Annotated in this window: 12 protein-coding genes and 2 tRNA genes; 7 read left to right on the top strand and 7 right to left on the bottom strand. The window is 36.0% G+C overall.

What is annotated here, in order from left to right; all coding sequences use genetic code 11:
• The first annotated feature begins 3 nt into the window (after positions 1–3).
• The 3 genes from FB551_RS11565 (at position 4) to nagB (ending at position 5,016) form a co-directional block, all read left to right on the top strand.
• The gene (locus FB551_RS11565) at positions 4–1,323 is read left to right on the top strand and encodes a RagB/SusD family nutrient uptake outer membrane protein (protein WP_142017590.1); all 1,320 of its coding nucleotides are present in this window, start codon (positions 4–6) and stop codon (positions 1,321–1,323) included.
• 79 nt (positions 1,324–1,402) lie between these two features.
• Positions 1,403–2,164: a LytR/AlgR family response regulator transcription factor gene (locus FB551_RS11560; RefSeq protein WP_142017588.1), complete on the top strand. Its 762-nt coding sequence runs from the start codon at positions 1,403–1,405 to the stop codon at positions 2,162–2,164.
• Between the two features lie 923 nt (positions 2,165–3,087).
• A complete protein-coding gene (nagB, locus tag FB551_RS11555; protein WP_142017586.1) occupies positions 3,088–5,016 on the top strand; it encodes a glucosamine-6-phosphate deaminase in 1,929 nt (642 codons plus the stop codon).
• A 305-nt stretch (positions 5,017–5,321) separates the two neighbouring features.
• On the opposite strand, the gene FB551_RS11550 is transcribed toward nagB, so the two are convergent.
• A tRNA-Phe gene (locus FB551_RS11550) sits at positions 5,322–5,394 on the bottom strand.
• Positions 5,395–5,934: 540 nt separating this feature from the next.
• Here FB551_RS11550 and tssD point away from each other — a divergent pair.
• Complete coding sequence (gene tssD / locus FB551_RS11545) at positions 5,935–6,339, top strand: type VI secretion system tube protein TssD (RefSeq protein ID WP_047434135.1); 405 nt, start codon at positions 5,935–5,937, stop codon at positions 6,337–6,339.
• A gap of 232 nt (positions 6,340–6,571) precedes the next feature.
• Here tssD and FB551_RS11540 read toward each other — a convergent pair.
• The 3 genes from FB551_RS11540 to FB551_RS11530 form a co-directional block, all read right to left on the bottom strand.
• Positions 6,572–6,644 (bottom strand) — tRNA-Phe (locus tag FB551_RS11540).
• A 109-nt stretch (positions 6,645–6,753) separates the two neighbouring features.
• Positions 6,754–8,595, bottom strand: coding sequence for a lysophospholipid acyltransferase family protein (locus tag FB551_RS11535; RefSeq protein ID WP_047434134.1), 1,842 nt, complete (start codon positions 8,593–8,595; stop codon positions 6,754–6,756).
• A 22-nt stretch (positions 8,596–8,617) separates the two neighbouring features.
• On the bottom strand, positions 8,618–9,856 hold the full coding sequence (locus FB551_RS11530) for an aspartate kinase (protein ID WP_047434132.1): 1,239 nt from the start codon (positions 9,854–9,856) through the stop codon (positions 8,618–8,620).
• Between the two features lie 324 nt (positions 9,857–10,180).
• Here FB551_RS11530 and fbp point away from each other — a divergent pair, with 324 nt between their 5' ends.
• Positions 10,181–11,197, top strand: a complete 1,017-nt coding sequence (gene fbp / locus FB551_RS11525) for a class 1 fructose-bisphosphatase (protein ID WP_047434129.1) — start codon at positions 10,181–10,183, stop codon at positions 11,195–11,197.
• The gene (menC, locus tag FB551_RS11520) at positions 11,198–12,202 is read left to right on the top strand and encodes an o-succinylbenzoate synthase (RefSeq protein ID WP_142017584.1); all 1,005 of its coding nucleotides are present in this window, start codon (positions 11,198–11,200) and stop codon (positions 12,200–12,202) included.
• Positions 12,203–12,216: 14 nt separating this feature from the next.
• On the opposite strand, the gene FB551_RS23265 is transcribed toward menC, so the two are convergent.
• Positions 12,217–12,384, bottom strand: coding sequence for a bacteriocin-like protein (locus FB551_RS23265; RefSeq protein ID WP_156121559.1), 168 nt, complete (start codon positions 12,382–12,384; stop codon positions 12,217–12,219).
• 448 nt (positions 12,385–12,832) lie between these two features.
• The gene (locus FB551_RS11515) at positions 12,833–13,963 is read right to left on the bottom strand and encodes an alpha/beta hydrolase (RefSeq protein ID WP_142017582.1); all 1,131 of its coding nucleotides are present in this window, start codon (positions 13,961–13,963) and stop codon (positions 12,833–12,835) included.
• Between the two features lie 153 nt (positions 13,964–14,116).
• On the opposite strand from FB551_RS11515, the gene FB551_RS11510 reads away from it, so the two are divergent.
• A complete protein-coding gene (locus FB551_RS11510; protein WP_142017580.1) occupies positions 14,117–15,790 on the top strand; it encodes a glutamine--tRNA ligase/YqeY domain fusion protein in 1,674 nt (557 codons plus the stop codon).
• A 344-nt stretch (positions 15,791–16,134) separates the two neighbouring features.
• Here the strand turns inward: FB551_RS11510 and FB551_RS11505 are convergent, their stop codons facing one another.
• Positions 16,135–17,031 (bottom strand): 3-hydroxyacyl-CoA dehydrogenase, encoded by an 897-nt coding sequence (locus tag FB551_RS11505; protein WP_142017578.1) that lies wholly within the window; start codon positions 17,029–17,031, stop codon positions 16,135–16,137.
• Positions 17,032–17,036 lie beyond the last annotated feature (5 nt).

Here is a 17,036-nt window from a genome sequence, read left to right as displayed (position 1 = left end):
AAAATGAGAAAAATTACAGCAATTATAGCTCTTGCAGCAATCAGCTTTATCAATATCGGATGTGACAGATTTCTGGATATTCAGCCTGAAGGAAAAGTTATTCCTACCACAGTTGAAGACTACAGAAAAGTACTTACTTCTGCCTATTCAAAATACCCAGTTCATAAATCTCTGGTAGCCCTTCGTACCGATGAGGTGAATATTGATGACAATGCCGCAGATTTTATTTCCTACCGTGAAATTGCGATGTGGAAAGATTCCAATAATGATCAGGCTTCTACGGAATTTCCATGGGTAAGCTTTTATTCCGTGAATTTCTATCTGAATCAGATTATCATCGAAGGAAGCAAAACCATGCAGGATTCACCGGAGAAAAATCAGATTTTAGCAGAAGCCTATGCTCTTCGTGCCTATTTGTATTTTGATATGGTAAATCTATACGGAAAGCCCTACAACAGTGCTACGGCTTCTACAGACAGAGGAGTTCCAATCAATCTTGAAATTGATCTTGAGCAGGTATTGAAACCATCTTCTGTACAGGAAGTATACAATCAGGTTCATGCAGATCTTAAAAAGGCGGAAGATCTGATGGTAGAGCAGAAGCAGGCATTAGGCCTTAATTACAGGTTCTCAAAAACAGCATTGCTGGCTTTTGAAGCTAGAGCAGCACTTTATGAAGGAGACTGGAACAAAGCTGTGAACTATGCAGATCAGGTGCTGGCGGTAAAAAGTGATCTAAGCAATCTGAACACTGTCAATACCCCACCTAACCATTATGCTTCCCCGGAATCTATTATGGCTTTGGATAATACATGGGATAATTCTATAAAAAACTTATCTTTTGTATCTCCGGAACTTATTTCTTCTTACAATAGTACCGCAGATAAAAGGTTTGGCATGTATTTTGAAAAAAATGGTAGTAAGTATAAAGTCATTAAAGGAGGAAGTTTAGAGTTCAAAGTGTCTTTCAGAACAGCAGAGCAGTACTTTATAAAATCTGAAGCATTGTTAAAATTGAATAAACTGACAGAGGCTAAAGAAACACTTCTGAAAGTATTAAAAAACAGATATACTCCGGAAGGATACACTTCTGTACAAAATACAGTATCTTCAATGGATTCTGCCACATTTATGACCTTTATTCTGGATGAAAGATTCCGGGAGTTTGCTTTAGAAGGACAAAGATGGTTCGACTTAAGAAGAGCAAATCAGAAAAAAATAAGCCATACCATTAGTGGCAAAGAGTATATTCTTCAGCAGAATGATCCGCGATATACCATTGAATATCCAATGAGTGCGAAGAAGAATAACCCTAATTTATAGAACTTCATATCAAATTCAATACAGAGGAAGCCGCTTGAACTTAATTGTTTCAGCGGTTTTTTTGTACTTTTGCACCGTTATGAAAATTGCCATTATAGAAGATGAACTGCTGGCTGTAAATTATCTGAAAAATCTTTTAGATACACAGAGCATAGTCCCTGTTACAGAGACGGTTATTCTTCGTTCCAAAAAACAGGCAATTGACTTTTTTGAAAAAGATTCCGCAGACCTTATCTTTATGGACATTCATCTTGGTGATGGAATGAGCCTGGAAATCTTTGAACAGGTTGAGCTTTTTACTCCGATTATTTTCATAACTGCATTTGATGAATATGCCATGAGAGTCTTCAGGCATTTTACCATTGATTATCTTCTGAAGCCCTTCGAAGAAGAAGATCTGCATAAAGCGTTACAAAAATTTATTTCCATAAGAAATAATTTTGATCCTGAGCCGGTTCTTAAATCGATGTCCTCATTACGACAGGCAGACGATGAGGTAATGAAACGTTTTATGGTAAGAGAAGGCAATAAGCTTAAATCAATAGATGAACATAACACTGCTTATTTTTTTGCCTCCGGGAAATACCTTTTCCTGACCACAAAAGATCATCAGACCTATATTTATGACGATACCATTAAAGATATTATTCAGAAGCTGAATCCTGAAATTTTCTTTAAAATAAACCGAAAGTTTATCATTAATAAAGAGGCAGTTTCCGAAATTATCAAACATTCCAGCCAGAAAGTTGAACTTAGACTCTCTCCGGAACCGGAAGTGAATGCGGAAGTTTTTATCAGCAAAATGCAGATTGCGGAATGTTTAAGCTGGCTAAATAAATAATTTTTGTTCTGTATTCGGAAAACATCTGATACATTTTTTCATCATCCTCTCTTTTTCTGATTATTTGTTCTCAGATGTGAAAATTATTAATTAAAAAGAAGAAAAAATCCTACTACACCCATCCTACGTTATGCTTGTGTAATTTTAATGTTTTGCTATTCAGTGTTTTATGTTTTGTTATATTAATGATGTATAATACATTTATTAATGAACTAATACACTTTTCAGTAAAATTTTTATTGGTGACTTATTTTCTATTTAACCTGCTGCAAAATGCACTTGAGCTTAAATTAAGCCTTCTAACTATTTATTATTTTTCAAAAGACCTTGTGCTTTTCCGGTCTTAAAATTTAAACAAACTCATTATTTTAATCGTAGCGATCTAAATTTATGATTGTAAGTAATTGAAAGTCAATACTATTATTTGTAGTGTATGTCTGTAGTATCTGTTTTCTTTGTTTTTTATTGGAAATAGATAAGTTTTGTGTTATTAAGATTCCATTCTGAATTACAAATCACCATCCTGCATCAATAGTTTTAGCAGCCGGAATGGGCAGCAGATACGGAGGCAGTCTAACGACAGGTGATTCGGAGTTACTTATCGTGAAAATAAAGCAATTGTACAAAAAAGTATTTCAGAATTAAGAATGAAAAAGCTTTATCCGGAGAATCTGTGGGAATAATAACATTCTGAAGATAGGTTTAATTTCAATCGTATCGTAAACATTAGAGCAGATAGATAATACATTTTTCTAAGTTTCAACAATTAGAATTTAAACCTCCAGAAACAATAGAATCCGGATATGAGAAATAGTGAAATGTGAAAATACTATTCTTATGACTGAAAAAATAGTAATTAAAAATTTAGAAATACAAATTCTATATATAAATTTAATGGTAGTAATTCCCAAAACCCAATTAATATGTTAAAAAGCACAATAGATTCCTCTACAGGATTTGAAAAAAGATTTGAAAAGATAGAAACAGTTATTTTCACGGATTCACTTTCAGCTTCAAAATCCGTAGCAAAAGAAATCTCAGACCTTATACGTGTAAAGCAAGCTCAAAAGCAACCTTGTATTTTAGGGTTGGCTACAGGTTCCTCGCCTAAAAGTTTATACGCTGAATTGGTACGGATGCACAGAGAAGAAGGCCTGAGTTTCAAAAACGTCATTACTTTCAACCTTGACGAATATTATCCTATGGAACCGGATTCCGTACATAGCTACGTTCGGTTTATGAAAGAATTATTGTTTGATAAAGTAGATATCCTTCCTGAAAATTATCACATTCCTGACGGAACATTATCTAAAGAGGAAATAGCAGATTATTGTACAGAATACGAACTTAAAATAGAAGCCGTAGGAGGGATAGATTTGCAGATTCTGGGTATTGGTGGCAATGGTCATATCGGGTTTAATGAATCAGGGTCCTTACAAAATTCCAAAACCCGTCTTGTAGCATTAGACCATATCACAAGAGTAGCGGCAAGCAATGAGTTTTTAGGGCTGTCAAATACTCCCAGAACTGCTATTACATTGGGAGTGAAGAAAATAATGGAAGCGAAAAGAGTAATACTGCTCGCGTGGGGGGAATCTAAATCAAATATTATAAAAGAGTCTGTAGAAGGTCCTGTAACCAATCTGGTGCCGGCTTCCTATTTGCAGGAACACAAAAACGCAACTTTTGTATTAGATCAGTCAGCCGCTCATAAACTTACCCGAATTAATACTCCATGGCTGGTAGAAAAAATAGAATGGACTGATGCATTGATCCGGAAAGCAGTTTTAGGGTTAGCTCAAAAAATCAAAAAACCGATATTAATGCTTACCGATTCGGATTATATAGAAAACGGGATGAGCGATTTGCTGGCGGATAAAGGACCAGCTTATGATATCAATATACAGATTTTCAATAAATTACAACATACCATAACGGGGTGGCCAGGCGGTAAACCAGGAGCAGATGATACCAATAGACCGGAAAGGAAAACCCCGGCTAAGAAAAGAGTTCTTATATTCAGTCCGCATCCGGATGATGATATTATCAGTATGGGGGGAACGTTCATAAGACTGCACCAGCAGGGGCATGAAGTTCATGTTGCTTATCAAACCTCAGGTAATATAGCTGTAGCAGATTCTGAAGCATTGCGGTTTGCAAATTTTGTGTGTGATTACAATGAAATGTTTGGCATAGAAAATAATGCAGCGCGAAAGATTTTTGACAAAGCGATCAAATTTTTACAAAATAAGAAAAACAGTGATATAGACATTCCTGAAGTAAGGCATATAAAGGGTCTGATAAGAAAAGGAGAAGCAAGGTCCACCTGCAATTATGTGGGAATACCAGACAGCCAGATCCATTTTTTGGAAATGCCCTTCTATGAGACAGGCAGAATAGAAAAAAAACCTTTGAGTACAGAAGATATAGAAATTGTGACCGATATAATAGACAGGGTAAAACCACATCAGATATATGCTGCTGGTGATTTGGCAGATCCTCATGGAACCCACAAGGTGTGTTTAGATGCCGTTTTTGAATCCGTTAAAAATCTGAAATCGGAGGAATACATGAAAGATTGCTGGTTATGGCTATACAGAGGAGCATGGAAAGAGTGGTCTATAGAAGAAATAGAAATGGCAGTACCACTAAGCCCGGACCAGATTTTGGAGAAACGCTATGGGATTTTCAAGCATCAGTCTCAAAAAGATGGAGTCATATTCCAGGGGACGGACATGAGAGAATTCTGGCAGAGAGCAGAAGAAAGAAACAGAGAAACAGCAGAAACTTATCATAAAATGGGACTTGCTACTTACGCTGCCATGGAAGCTTTTGTAAGGTGGAAATTCTAAAAATAATGTCTTAAGTGAATATTGGGTAAGCGATGAAGAACTGAAGCCATTGAAAGGCGGTATTGCAGCCGTAACTTCAAAGCAGCAATAAGCTAAGAATGATATTGTTGAAGTAGTTTGATCTAAAGAGCTCCCCCGAGGCTTGTCTCGGGGGCAGTAGAGAAAGCTTGAAAAACTATATGTTTTAAAAGTAGGCTATGCACATTCGGTGGATTAAGAGATTGTATAATTTTTTCCCCTGACTTGCATTATCCCAAAACATATAAGCACAAAAAAACCTCTAAAATAAATTAGAGGTTTTAAAGTGGTTTCTCCAGGAATCGAACCAGGGACACATGGATTTTCAATCCATTGCTCTACCAACTGAGCTAAGAAACCATTTATGTTTTTGTTTATTACTTCGTTGTTTTAAAGTGATGCAAAAGTATAACATTTTATAATACCGCGCAAGTTTTTCAGTTAATTTTTTTGAATAAATGTGCCGGTACAGCTGGGTCATATCTTCAATGCATTGTTCATCAGTGTTTTGGTGTGTTTTATTTTTTTCTGTTTTTTAGAATATAATTTTTCTAGAACCTTATTAAAAGATTTTCAGTGCTGATTTTTAAAATTTTCCTTAGAAACTATTGTGCTTACAGAGGATGAGCCAGATGATTTTTTCTATAGGGCTATTTTGAGAACCTATTGTTGCTTCTTTACATCATGTTAAACAGACAATAAAAATACTCCGATTTCAGTTGTAAATAGTAGCAAACACTTGATTTATAACAGATAATAAGCCTAACAAGTGTTAGTCGTACTATTACGACATTTTTTTAAATTTAATAATAAACTCTATTTGCTTTTTACAAATACATCTATATTTGGTGATATAGAAAACGAACAATCACAATATATTAACCATTAAAATTTACAATCATGGCAGAAAGAAATTCAAGAGGAATTTTAAAATTCAACAACGGTGAAGGACAAAAGCTGTTAAAGCTTAATTACAGCGTATCAAGATCTACAGACGTTTCAGGACGTGTAGCATCCGATCCTTCCAATGCTCTTATCAAAATCACAGTGGAAGCTACTGATAAATCAGACATCCTGGAAAGTTTACTGAACGGAAAATATAAGCCTACAGTAGGAGAGATCACTTTCAACAAATCTCACGAAGAAGGAACATTAACAACATTGAAGTGGAACAACGGGTATGTAATCCAGCATGAGGTAGATTTCGATGCTGTAGATGACAACAGTATGTATATCAGTTTTGTGGTAAGTGCAGAACAGATAGATCTGGGGAATTCTTCTTATTTCGGAGCATGGCCTTCTTAAGCTTATTCAGAATTTAAATATCAGGCAGAATAGTAGACCCATTCAAGGAACACTGTTCTGCTTTCTTTAACCTTACAGAACGACTGTTTATTCGAATAAAGTGCTGAAAAACATCTAAGCACTATACTCAACAGTTCAAGCACTAAAAATGGACTTTTCCATTTCAGATTTGAACATGAACCATAATGAATAAAAACAAAAAAACCTCTAAAATGAATTAGAGGTTTTAAAGTGGTTTCTCCAGGAATCGAACCAGGGACACATGGATTTTCAATCCATTGCTCTACCAACTGAGCTAAGAAACCATTATATTTTTGTTTGACTTACTTCGTTGTTTTAAAGTGATGCAAAAGTAGTAAGTTTTAATATACAAAGCAAGTATTCATCGTACTTTTTTTGAATAAAGTTAAAAACTTACTGATTATCAGCCGGATTATTTTCCTGCTCTTTTCTGATCTGCTCGCTCATCTCTTCCAATACCGGTTTAATCGTGTTTTCCGGAAGATCACTGATTCGGATATACATTAAGCCGTCAATTGCATCATTGAAGTTAGGATCCACATTAAACGCAATTACTTTAGCGTTTTGCTTAATATATTTCTTGATCAGAACAGGAAGCCTCAATTCAGGTTCAAGATCATCAATAATCTTGTCCAGCTTATTCAAATCAGACTCCATTTCCTCAAAGAAAATGTTTTTATCCCTGTCACGAAGCTTTACTTTATATTCATTCCTTGGAGTGATATATTGAGCTACTGCAGAATCAAAATAATTAGAACGCATGAACTCAATCATCAGTGATTTTGAGAATTCCGAGAATTTGTTGGAGATACTCACACCACCCATCAGGAATTTATGGTCAGGATTTCTCAGGCATACATGTACAATTCCTCTCCATAAAAGGAAGAGTGGAAGTGGCTTCTGCTGATATTCCTGGCAGATGTATGCACGCCCCATTTCAATCACCTTTTTGAAGAAAGGGTGAATGTCCTGCTCAAACTCAAATAAAGAGCTTGTATAAAAGCCTTTGATGCCATATTTCTTCATGACTTCTCTACCCAATGCCATTCTGTAAGCACCAGCCAGTTTTTTCTCACCATTGTCCCAAAGGAACAGGTGATGATAATGCTTGTCATACTCATCCAGGTCAAACGGAAGATTGCTTCCTTCCCCTACAGCACGGAAAGTAAGCTCTCTCTGACGTCCGATTTCCCTCATAATAGATGGGATTTCCTCGTAAGTCGTAAAGTAGATCTCATAATTTCCGTTACTGAAAAGCATTTTATCAGTTCCTCTCAGTTTATCAACATCCTTAATAATGTCTTCCAGAGGCGTTTCATCAATAATGTTCTGAACAATATTTTCTTCCTTCAATAAAGGAAATTTGACAGATAAATTCTGAAGATTGATACTTTGGGCAAGAGATTTTCTTTTTTCATAATAAGATTTCATCATATAAACCTTACGTTTCAGAAACTCTCCCAATTCCTCAATTGTTTCCATATCATCCATTGCCTTTACGGTAATAGGACGTCCGATTCTGATTCTGATAGGTTTTTCCCTGTCATTCATCATTTCAGCAGGAAGCATCAATGTTTGTAAATTCGGGTGAAGTTTAGCCACCTGATAAAAAAGTCTGCTGTTCTTAGCATGGAAATACATAGGAACTACAGGAACTTTAGCCATTCTGATAAGCTTAAGTGCCGTTTTTTCCCATTCTTTATCTAAAATTTCTCCGTAAGGATTGTTTTTGTTGGAAACTTCTCCTGCCGGGAAAATACCTACACAGCCTCCGTTTTGCAAATGCTTGAGGGTTTCACGCATTCCCGAAGAACTGCTGTACGCTTCTTTTCTGTTTTCAAAAGGATTTACAGCGATTACAAACGGTTCCATAGGTTTGATCTTTTCCAGAAGGAAATTTCCCATTACCTTGAAATCCGGACGAACCTCAGATAAGATCTTGCACATAAGAATCCCGTCAATAGCACCCAGTGGGTGGTTCGAAACCAGAATAAATGGCCCCGTTTTCGGAATCTTTGCCAGATCCTCTTCAAAAGCTACATAGCTTAGGTTTCTTTCTCTCACAAATGAGTCGAAAAAATCTTTGCCTTCCTTGTCTTTTAATTTATCGTATAATTTATTTACTTCGTTTATTTTAGCAATGCTCATCACAGCAGATGCTACCGGGTTCTTGAGGAACCCAAGTTTACTTAAGCCGGAAGCTTTGATCAGATCGTTTTTCGAAATTAAACTCATGTGTGTTTAGTCGCAATTAATATTATTGTGTTACCATTTGAAGAGTATTCTTGGAGATTTGTTCCAATAATACATTTTTTTCATGGTAAAATTTATCAATGTGATCCTTCTTCGCATTTCTTACTGTGAATAAAGATACATTTTTAATTGCTTCGGTTTTAAAAATTTTTTGAAGCTCATCATTGAGCTCATCAATATGATTAAATTTATCCTCAAGGCACAATGCCAGAGAGATTGCAGAATTCTGCATCAGGGAAACTTTAATTTTGTATTTGGATAAATATCCAAAAATCAGGCTCATATGATCTTCTGCAATAAAAGAGAAGTCTCTGGTAGAGATTTTCAAAAGATCCTGGTTTTCTTTTAGAATATAAGATTCTTCCTGTTGATTTTTGTCAGAAGCACCTACTTTTGTTCCTTCTTTGGTAGGATCTACGAAAGATTTTACATAAAAAGGAATGTTTTTTTGCTGTAGGGGCTGTAATGTTTTCGGGTGAATAACACTTGCTCCGTAATAAGCCATTTCAATAGCTTCCTCATAAGAGATGTTGGAAAGAAGAGTTACATCATTGAACTTTCTGGGATCTCCTGTCATTACTCCAGGTACATCCTTCCAGATCGTCATTGCTTCAGCATTTAAGCAGTAAGCAAAAATAGCAGCAGAGTAGTCAGAACCTTCTCTTCCTAATGTTACCGTAAAATTATTGTCGTCAGAACCAATGAATCCTTGCGTTACATAGCAGATTTCCGGATTAAGATTGGAAATAAATTCTTCCGTTCTTGTCCAGTCTACCGTCCCTTCTCTGTAAGAATTATCTGTCTTTACGTAATCTCTGGCATCCAGCCATTGATTCGTAAATTGAATTTCATTCAGATACTCACTCACAATTTTAGTAGAAATCATTTCTCCACAGCTTACCACCTGATCGTATACGAAGTTGTAGTTAGGAGATTTGTTTCTTCTCAGGAAAGAATCAATGTCATCAAAGAACAGATCGATTTCAGCAAAAACGGCATGATTTTCCGGAAAAAGTCCTTCCGCAATCTCCATGTGTTTTCGTTTTATCTTTTCAATTTCAGTTTGATAGTTGTCCTTTTTGAAATAAAGTTCTACAACTTTTTCCAACTCATTGGTCGTTTTGCCCATTGCTGAAATGACTAGCAAGCATTTGGCAAATCCCTGGCTTTTTAGAACCATGGACACGTTTTTTACACTGTCTGCATCTTTTACCGATGCTCCACCAAACTTGAAAATTTTCATTAAATTGTTAAAAATAAAATTGTTAGATAAAAAATTGCATGAGCTTTTTACGGACGTCAAAATTATAAATTTACAACGAGATATGAAATAGCCTAGCGCGGAGATAGAATTAAGATTTCCTTAAAATCAACAAATAATGAAATAATTTAATTTTTTTGTGGGTCTGAGCCAACAAATTCGGGCGTACAATTTTCAATAAAGACCTGGAATTATATTGTTTTTTACTTGTATTGTGTTGACATACAGTGCTTAATCTCTTTTTTAATTAAATTTTCTTAATGCGATAAATTTTCCGAAATTTGGGCAAAACGTAAAAAGAAAAATATGTCAAATCAACCATTACAGACTTTAGGAGAATTTCTTATAGATAAACAGGACGATTTTCAGTATTCTACAGGTGAATTTTCTCGTCTTCTAAGTGCAATAAGATTGGCTTCGAAAGTGGTAAACAGAGAAGTAAATAAAGCCGGAATTGTAGATATTACAGGTGCTGCAGGAAACCAGAACATTCAGGGAGAAGAACAGCAGAAACTGGATGTGATTGCTAATGAAATTTTTATTACGGCTTTATCTCAGAGAGAGGTTGTTTGTGGTATTGCTTCTGAGGAAAATGATGACTTTATTGATATTAAATGTGGTGAAAACGGACATTTAAGCAAATATGTTGTATTGATTGATCCTTTGGACGGATCTTCCAATATTGATGTTAATGTTTCCGTAGGAACTATTTTCTCTATCTACAGAAGAGTTACAGAGCCGGGAACACCTGTACAGCTTGAAGACTTTTTACAGAAAGGGATCAATCAGATTGCTGCAGGATATGTTATTTACGGTTCGTCTACCATGATTGTTTACACAACAGGGAATGGAGTAAACGGATTCACATTAGACCCGTCTTTAGGAACATATTATCTTTCTCATCCTAACATGACTTTCCCAAAAACAGGTAAAATCTATTCCATTAATGAAGGAAACTATATCAAATTTCCTCAGGGAGTAAAAAATTATCTTAAATATTGTCAGATGGAAGAAGGTGACCGTCCTTACACTTCAAGATATATCGGTTCGTTAGTAGCAGATTTCCATAGAAACATGCTGAAAGGAGGAATCTATATCTATCCTTCTTATTCACAGGCTCCAAATGGAAAACTAAGATTATTATACGAATGTAATCCAATGGCATTCCTTGCTGAACAAGCCGGAGCAAAAGCAACAGACGGATTCAGAAGAATTCTGGAAATAGAACCTACAGAACTTCACCAGAGAATACCTTTCTTCTGCGGAAGTATTGAAATGGTAGAAAAAGCTGAAGAATTTATGCGTATTGACAGCGTGAAATAAATGGAAGCAAAGTATTTACAATATTTATTACAATTTAAACGCCCGAGTGGAACATCTCGCGGCGTTTTGCTTGATAAAGAGACTTTTATTCTGACAATTTCCGAAGAAGGAAGAAAAGGAGTGGGGGAATGTGCAATCTTCAGAGGACTGAGTTTTGATGACAGACCCGATTATGAAGAAAAACTGCAATGGCTTTGTAAAAATATCAATCAGGACAGCGTTTTTTTAAAGGAGGAACTTAAAGAATTTCCTTCTATCTGGTTTGGATATGAACAGGCTATTCAGAATTTGAAATATGGAGACAGCCTTTATTTTCCCAGTGAATTTACCGAGGAAAAATCCGCTATTACCATCAACGGTCTGATATGGATGGGGGATGCTGCGTATATGGAAGAACAGATCCAGGAAAAACTGGATAAAGGATTTCACTGCATTAAATTAAAAATTGGTGTTGATTGGAAATCTGAGCATGTTATTCTTCAGAAATTAAGAGAAAAGTTTTCTAAAGATCAGCTCGAACTTCGTGTGGATGCTAACGGAGGATTCAGTAAAGAAGAAGCGTTACTTGTTTTACAACAGCTTGCAGATCTTCATATTCATTCTATTGAACAGCCTATCAAGGCCGGAAATTGGGATGATATGGTTGAGTTATGTTCGAAAACACCTACTCCGATTGCATTGGATGAAGAACTGATCGGAATTATTGATCCAGTGAAAAAGAAACAGCTTTTAGAAAAAATACAGCCTCAGTATATTATTTTGAAGCCTGCATTGGTAGGAGGTTTTTCAGGTTCAGATGAATGGATTTCTCTTGCTGAAAACCAGAATATCGGCTGGTGGATTACATCTGCTTTAGAAAGTAATATTGGTTTGAATGCCATTGCTCAATATACTTTTACCAAAAAAAATCCAATGCCTCAAGGTTTAGGCACTGGAGCTTTATTTGTAAATAATTTTGAATCCGATCTGGAGCTCAGAAATGAGCTGCTTTGGTTCAAAAAGTAAATGTTAGCAATTAATTAGCATAATGGTGGAGGTGAATCCGGGCAGGTAGTCTGACCACAATAGTCTGGTGCCCATGATCGGCAGCACATCGCAACCGGATTCCAGCTGTTGCATCCAAGAGGTGGTCTTCCTCCTTTGATGGTTTTCAATTCTCCTCTTTTGATTTTCTTTAAATTTTTCATGGTATAGATTTTGTTTGATTGGTAAGTAAATGTCGATAACTTTTTTGAATTATACAACATGTTGGGAATTATTTAATAATATTTAACAATTCCTCTGAAATATTTAGATAGTATTGAATATGAATTTGGTTGGTCTCAGTTTTTTAACCTGGCAATCCCTTCCTGTTCAGCGTATTTGAATTTTTTTAATCCGGTCTGTAGGAAGACCTGGCAGTTACGAATCGAATATTTTGTTGATTTAGAGGTTGTTACACAATTAAATCACATCTTTTACGAAAATAGCTTTCTTTATATAGTTCAATATATTAGAAAACCTTTTTTTAATCTGTCCCATAATTAAAAATTGTAATTCCCTAACAAATGAATTAGCAATCATTGTGCCATACTGATGTTTTTTAGCTAATTTTTAACGTATAATTCATTTTTCAGGGAGTATTTTAATTATTTGTTAAGAATTAATTGTGAAAATGTTTTCACTATCTTTAGACCTTTTAGTGATAAGATTTCTGTCGACCCCGTACAAATTTTGAAAGATATCTTTCTGTACCTGAGAGCTTGAGAGGTATCCCCAATGATTTCCTACTTCATATTTAAAGCTGTCAAGCAAATCATCTTTTACGAAAGTACAGTCAATAACAGACACAATATCTTTATAATGATCAATATCACTTGGTCCGTTTTTACCAAGCCTTGGGGTAAGAATATTTTTCGTAAACTGAGAAGCTCCCAGAATAATATCCTGTCTGTTTAAGTAAATGGAAATCCGGTTGGCTAATAATGGTAGTTTATTAAATGAATTCTCCGAATCTTCAAATACTTTATAGCTCACATCAGCATTCAGCAGGAGAACCTGATCTATAACACGAAGAATATTTTCCCTTTTAAGGCTGTATAGCATGCTTTGAAGCACTCTGTTTCCCATAGAATGAGCCATAAGATGTATTCTTTGATTGCAGGGTGCAAGATCCCTGTTGGAAAAGATATCTTTTAAAAACTGAGTGTAGAAATAAAACAATCTCACCAGAGATGTTCCGGAATTGATGCTTGAAGCCTTATCATCAAAATAGCTCAGCGGGATCATACTGCCGGAGGCAGGCCAGCTTACAAATAAAATATGCTCTACAGGAGACGCGGGATTATCAATGAATATTTTCTTCAGATCGAGGATAGCCTTTAATTCATCATCAAAATCATACAGATAACCATGAATGAATATCAGAACGTCACTTCTGTCTTTGGTAGAAGACATATTCTTGTACAGTTCATAAAACATTCGTTGGGTTCCGCCAAGATTATTGGCTGTAAGAGAGGATTTTTTAATTCCTTTTTCACTTAACAGAACATCTAAAACTTCTCCATAGCCCTGTTTTTCAGGTTCAGAAAAAAGCTTGTAATTTAAAATATTTCTGTTGGTATAGTCTTTTTTCTTTTTGACCTGTGCAGCAGGTTCTGTATCATCGTCAAAATCACATTTGGCGATCCTGAAATTAGGAATTGAGTATTCTTCATTGGAAAAAGAATCTACTCTTTCACCTTTATGTCTGATAATTTTCCGGTTGCTTAAGATATAAACTGCCATGACGGATAATGGGTTAAAATGGTACTAGCTTCCCGAAATTAGTGAAAATTATTGAAATACAACAGGTCAGGCTTTTAAATTACCACTTTTACAAAAGCTTATTTTTCCGTAACTTTGTGAAACTTTTTTTGCTAAAAAATAAAAGCTACTTTAATGGAAGAAGAAAAAAAATCACTCAATTTTATTGAGCAAATTATAGAAGATGATTTGGCAAACGGTCTGAAAAGAGATCAGATCCGTTTCCGTTTTCCACCTGAACCTAATGGTTATCTGCATGTAGGACACACTAAAGCGATCTGCATCAACTTTGGGCTGGGTGAAAAATACAATGCTCCCGTAAACCTTCGTTTCGACGATACGAATCCTGAAAAAGAAGAACAGGAATTTGTAGATTCTATCATGAAAGACGTTGAATGGCTGGGTTTCAAATGGGATAAAGTTTTGTACGCATCCGATTACTTCCAGCAGCTTTACGATTGGGCAGTTCAGTTAATTAAAGAAGGAAAAGCTTATGTAGATGAGCAGCCGTCTGAAGTGATTACGGAGCAAAGAAAAAATCCTGCAGAACCGGGAATTGAATCTCCATATAGAAACCGTCCTGTTGAAGAATCGTTAGATTTATTCGAAAGAATGAAAAACGGAGAATTTGAAAGCGGTTCGATGTCTCTTCGTGCAAAAATCGACATGGTTTCGCCTAACATGAATATGCGTGACCCTGTGATGTACAGAATTTTGAATAAGCCTCACCACAGAACAGGTACAGCCTGGAAAATTTATCCGATGTACGACTGGGCTCATGGTGAATCTGACTATATTGAACAGGTTTCACATTCACTTTGTTCTCTGGAGTTTGAAAACCACAGACCATTGTACAACTGGTATCTGGATCAGGTGTATGAAGAAGGAAAGGTGAAAAACAAGCAGAGAGAATTTGCAAGGATGAATGTTTCCTATATGATTACTTCCAAAAGAAAGCTGCAGAGACTGGTAGCTGAAGGAGTGGTAACCGGATGGGATGATCCTAGAATGCCTACGATCTCAGGGATGAGAAGAAAAGGATTTACTCCTGTTTCTATCAGAAACTTTATTGAAAAAGTGGGAGTAGCGAAAAGAGAAAATCTTATTGAAATTCAGTTGCTTGATTTCTGTGTGCGCGAAGATCTGAATAAGGTTGCCAAGCGTGTGATGGCAGTTGTAGATCCCGTGAAATTAGTGATCGAAAACTATCCGGAAGACAAGGAAGAATGGTTAGAAACTGAAAATAACCCTGAACAGGAAAATGCAGGGACAAGAGAAGTACCATTCTCAAGGGAAATCTATATTGAACGTGAAGACTTTAAAGAAGAAGCCAACAATAAATTCTTCAGACTTAAATTAGGAGGAGAAGTTCGTTTAAAATCTGCATACATCATCAAAGCTGAAAGAGTAGAGAAGGACGAAAATGGTGAGATTACAACGATCTACGCTACTTATGATGAGAAGAGTAAATCAGGCAGCGGAACAGAGGAAAGCTTGAGAAAAGTAAAAGGAACTTTACACTGGGTATCTGCGAAACATGCTATTCCTGTAGAAGTAAGAATCTACAACCAACTGTTTACAGTGGAACAGCCTGATGCAGAAAAAGATGTAGATTTCTTAAACTTCATCAACCCTGAGTCTGTAACAACGGTAAAAGGATTTGCTGAGCAAAGCCTGAAAGAAGTTGCTGTGGGAGAACCCTTACAGTTCCAAAGAATCGGATACTTTACAAAAGATCAGGATTCTACAGAAGATACGCTGGTATTTAACCGTACAGTAACACTGAAAGATTCTTATAAACCTGAATAATTTCAGAAATAAATAATAAACATAAAGCAGAACTTCATTGGGAGTTCTGCTTTTTTGTTTTTGTTGGACAACGAAGGTGCTAAGAATTTTATATATGGTGGATGTTTAAGGCGCAGAGAAATCAAAGAGTTCCGGCAAGTGTAATATTTAATCAATCATCATTTTGATCACCAGGAATAAGCTGCATGGAATTTTATCGGAGATAAAATCTTTGCGTCTTAAAACGGTTTAAAAAATTAAACTTGCGTCTTTGCGTTTTCCAACATACAATTTTATAAACGAAATCAGGACTCCAAATGAAGTCCTGATTTTATTTTATAGCTTAAAATTTGAAGTTCAGGATTCTATGTCAAAAAGTCTTTGTCCTGGTAAGCAGGATTAGGATATTTGTAAAATCCTTCCCCTGTCAATACTCCCAGTTTTCCTTTATCAATAAATTCTTCTTTTAATTTTTCTACAGCTTTGATCTTTAATGGATCCTGAGTTTCTTCAGCTTCTATTTTATTGATATTATAAGCGGTTGTAATTCCTACAACATCCAGAATTCCGAATGGGCCGGTTGGTGCTCCGGTAGCAACCATCCAGGTCTTGTCAATTGTTTCTACATCTGCTACTTCATTCACCCAGAGACTGACTGCAGCGTCAAGCAGCGGCACCAATAATGAATTGACAATATATCCAGGTTGTTCCTTCTGGATAGGTAAGGCAACCATTCCAATATCTTTTGCAAATTTGATGACTGAATCAAATACTTCCTGAGAAGTGCCCGGATGGCGCATTACCTCTCCGGTATTATGTTTCCAGATTTCATTGGCAAAATGGAGGGCTACAAATTTCTCTGGTCTTCCTGTATCCTCAGCAAACTGACCTGGAAGCAGGGTGGAAGAATTCGTTGCAAATACTGTTTTTTCAGGGGCTACCTGAGCCAGTTTATGGTAGAATTCCGTTTTAATGGCTGGATCTTCAGGAACTGCTTCTATCAGAAGATCGGCATCTTTTACCGCTTCGGCAAGATCAGATGAATAGCTGATATTTTTAAAGGTGACATCAAGTTGTTCCTGTGTTGCCCCCAGGTCTTTTGTGTAAGCTTCACTTAAAGCGGTGAATTTACCTTTGGCTTTTTCCAATACTTCATCATTGATATCATATACGGTTACTTTGAAGCCATGATAGGCAGTCTGGAAGGCAATCTGATATCCTAATACACCACTTCCTGCTATCGTAATATTTTTAAAATCCATGAGAT

The sequence above is a fragment of the Chryseobacterium aquifrigidense genome (assembly GCF_006716485.1).
GTDB classification, from domain to species: Bacteria; Bacteroidota; Bacteroidia; order Flavobacteriales; family Weeksellaceae; genus Chryseobacterium; species Chryseobacterium vietnamense.
This window is presented reverse-complemented; position numbering and strand designations above follow the sequence as displayed.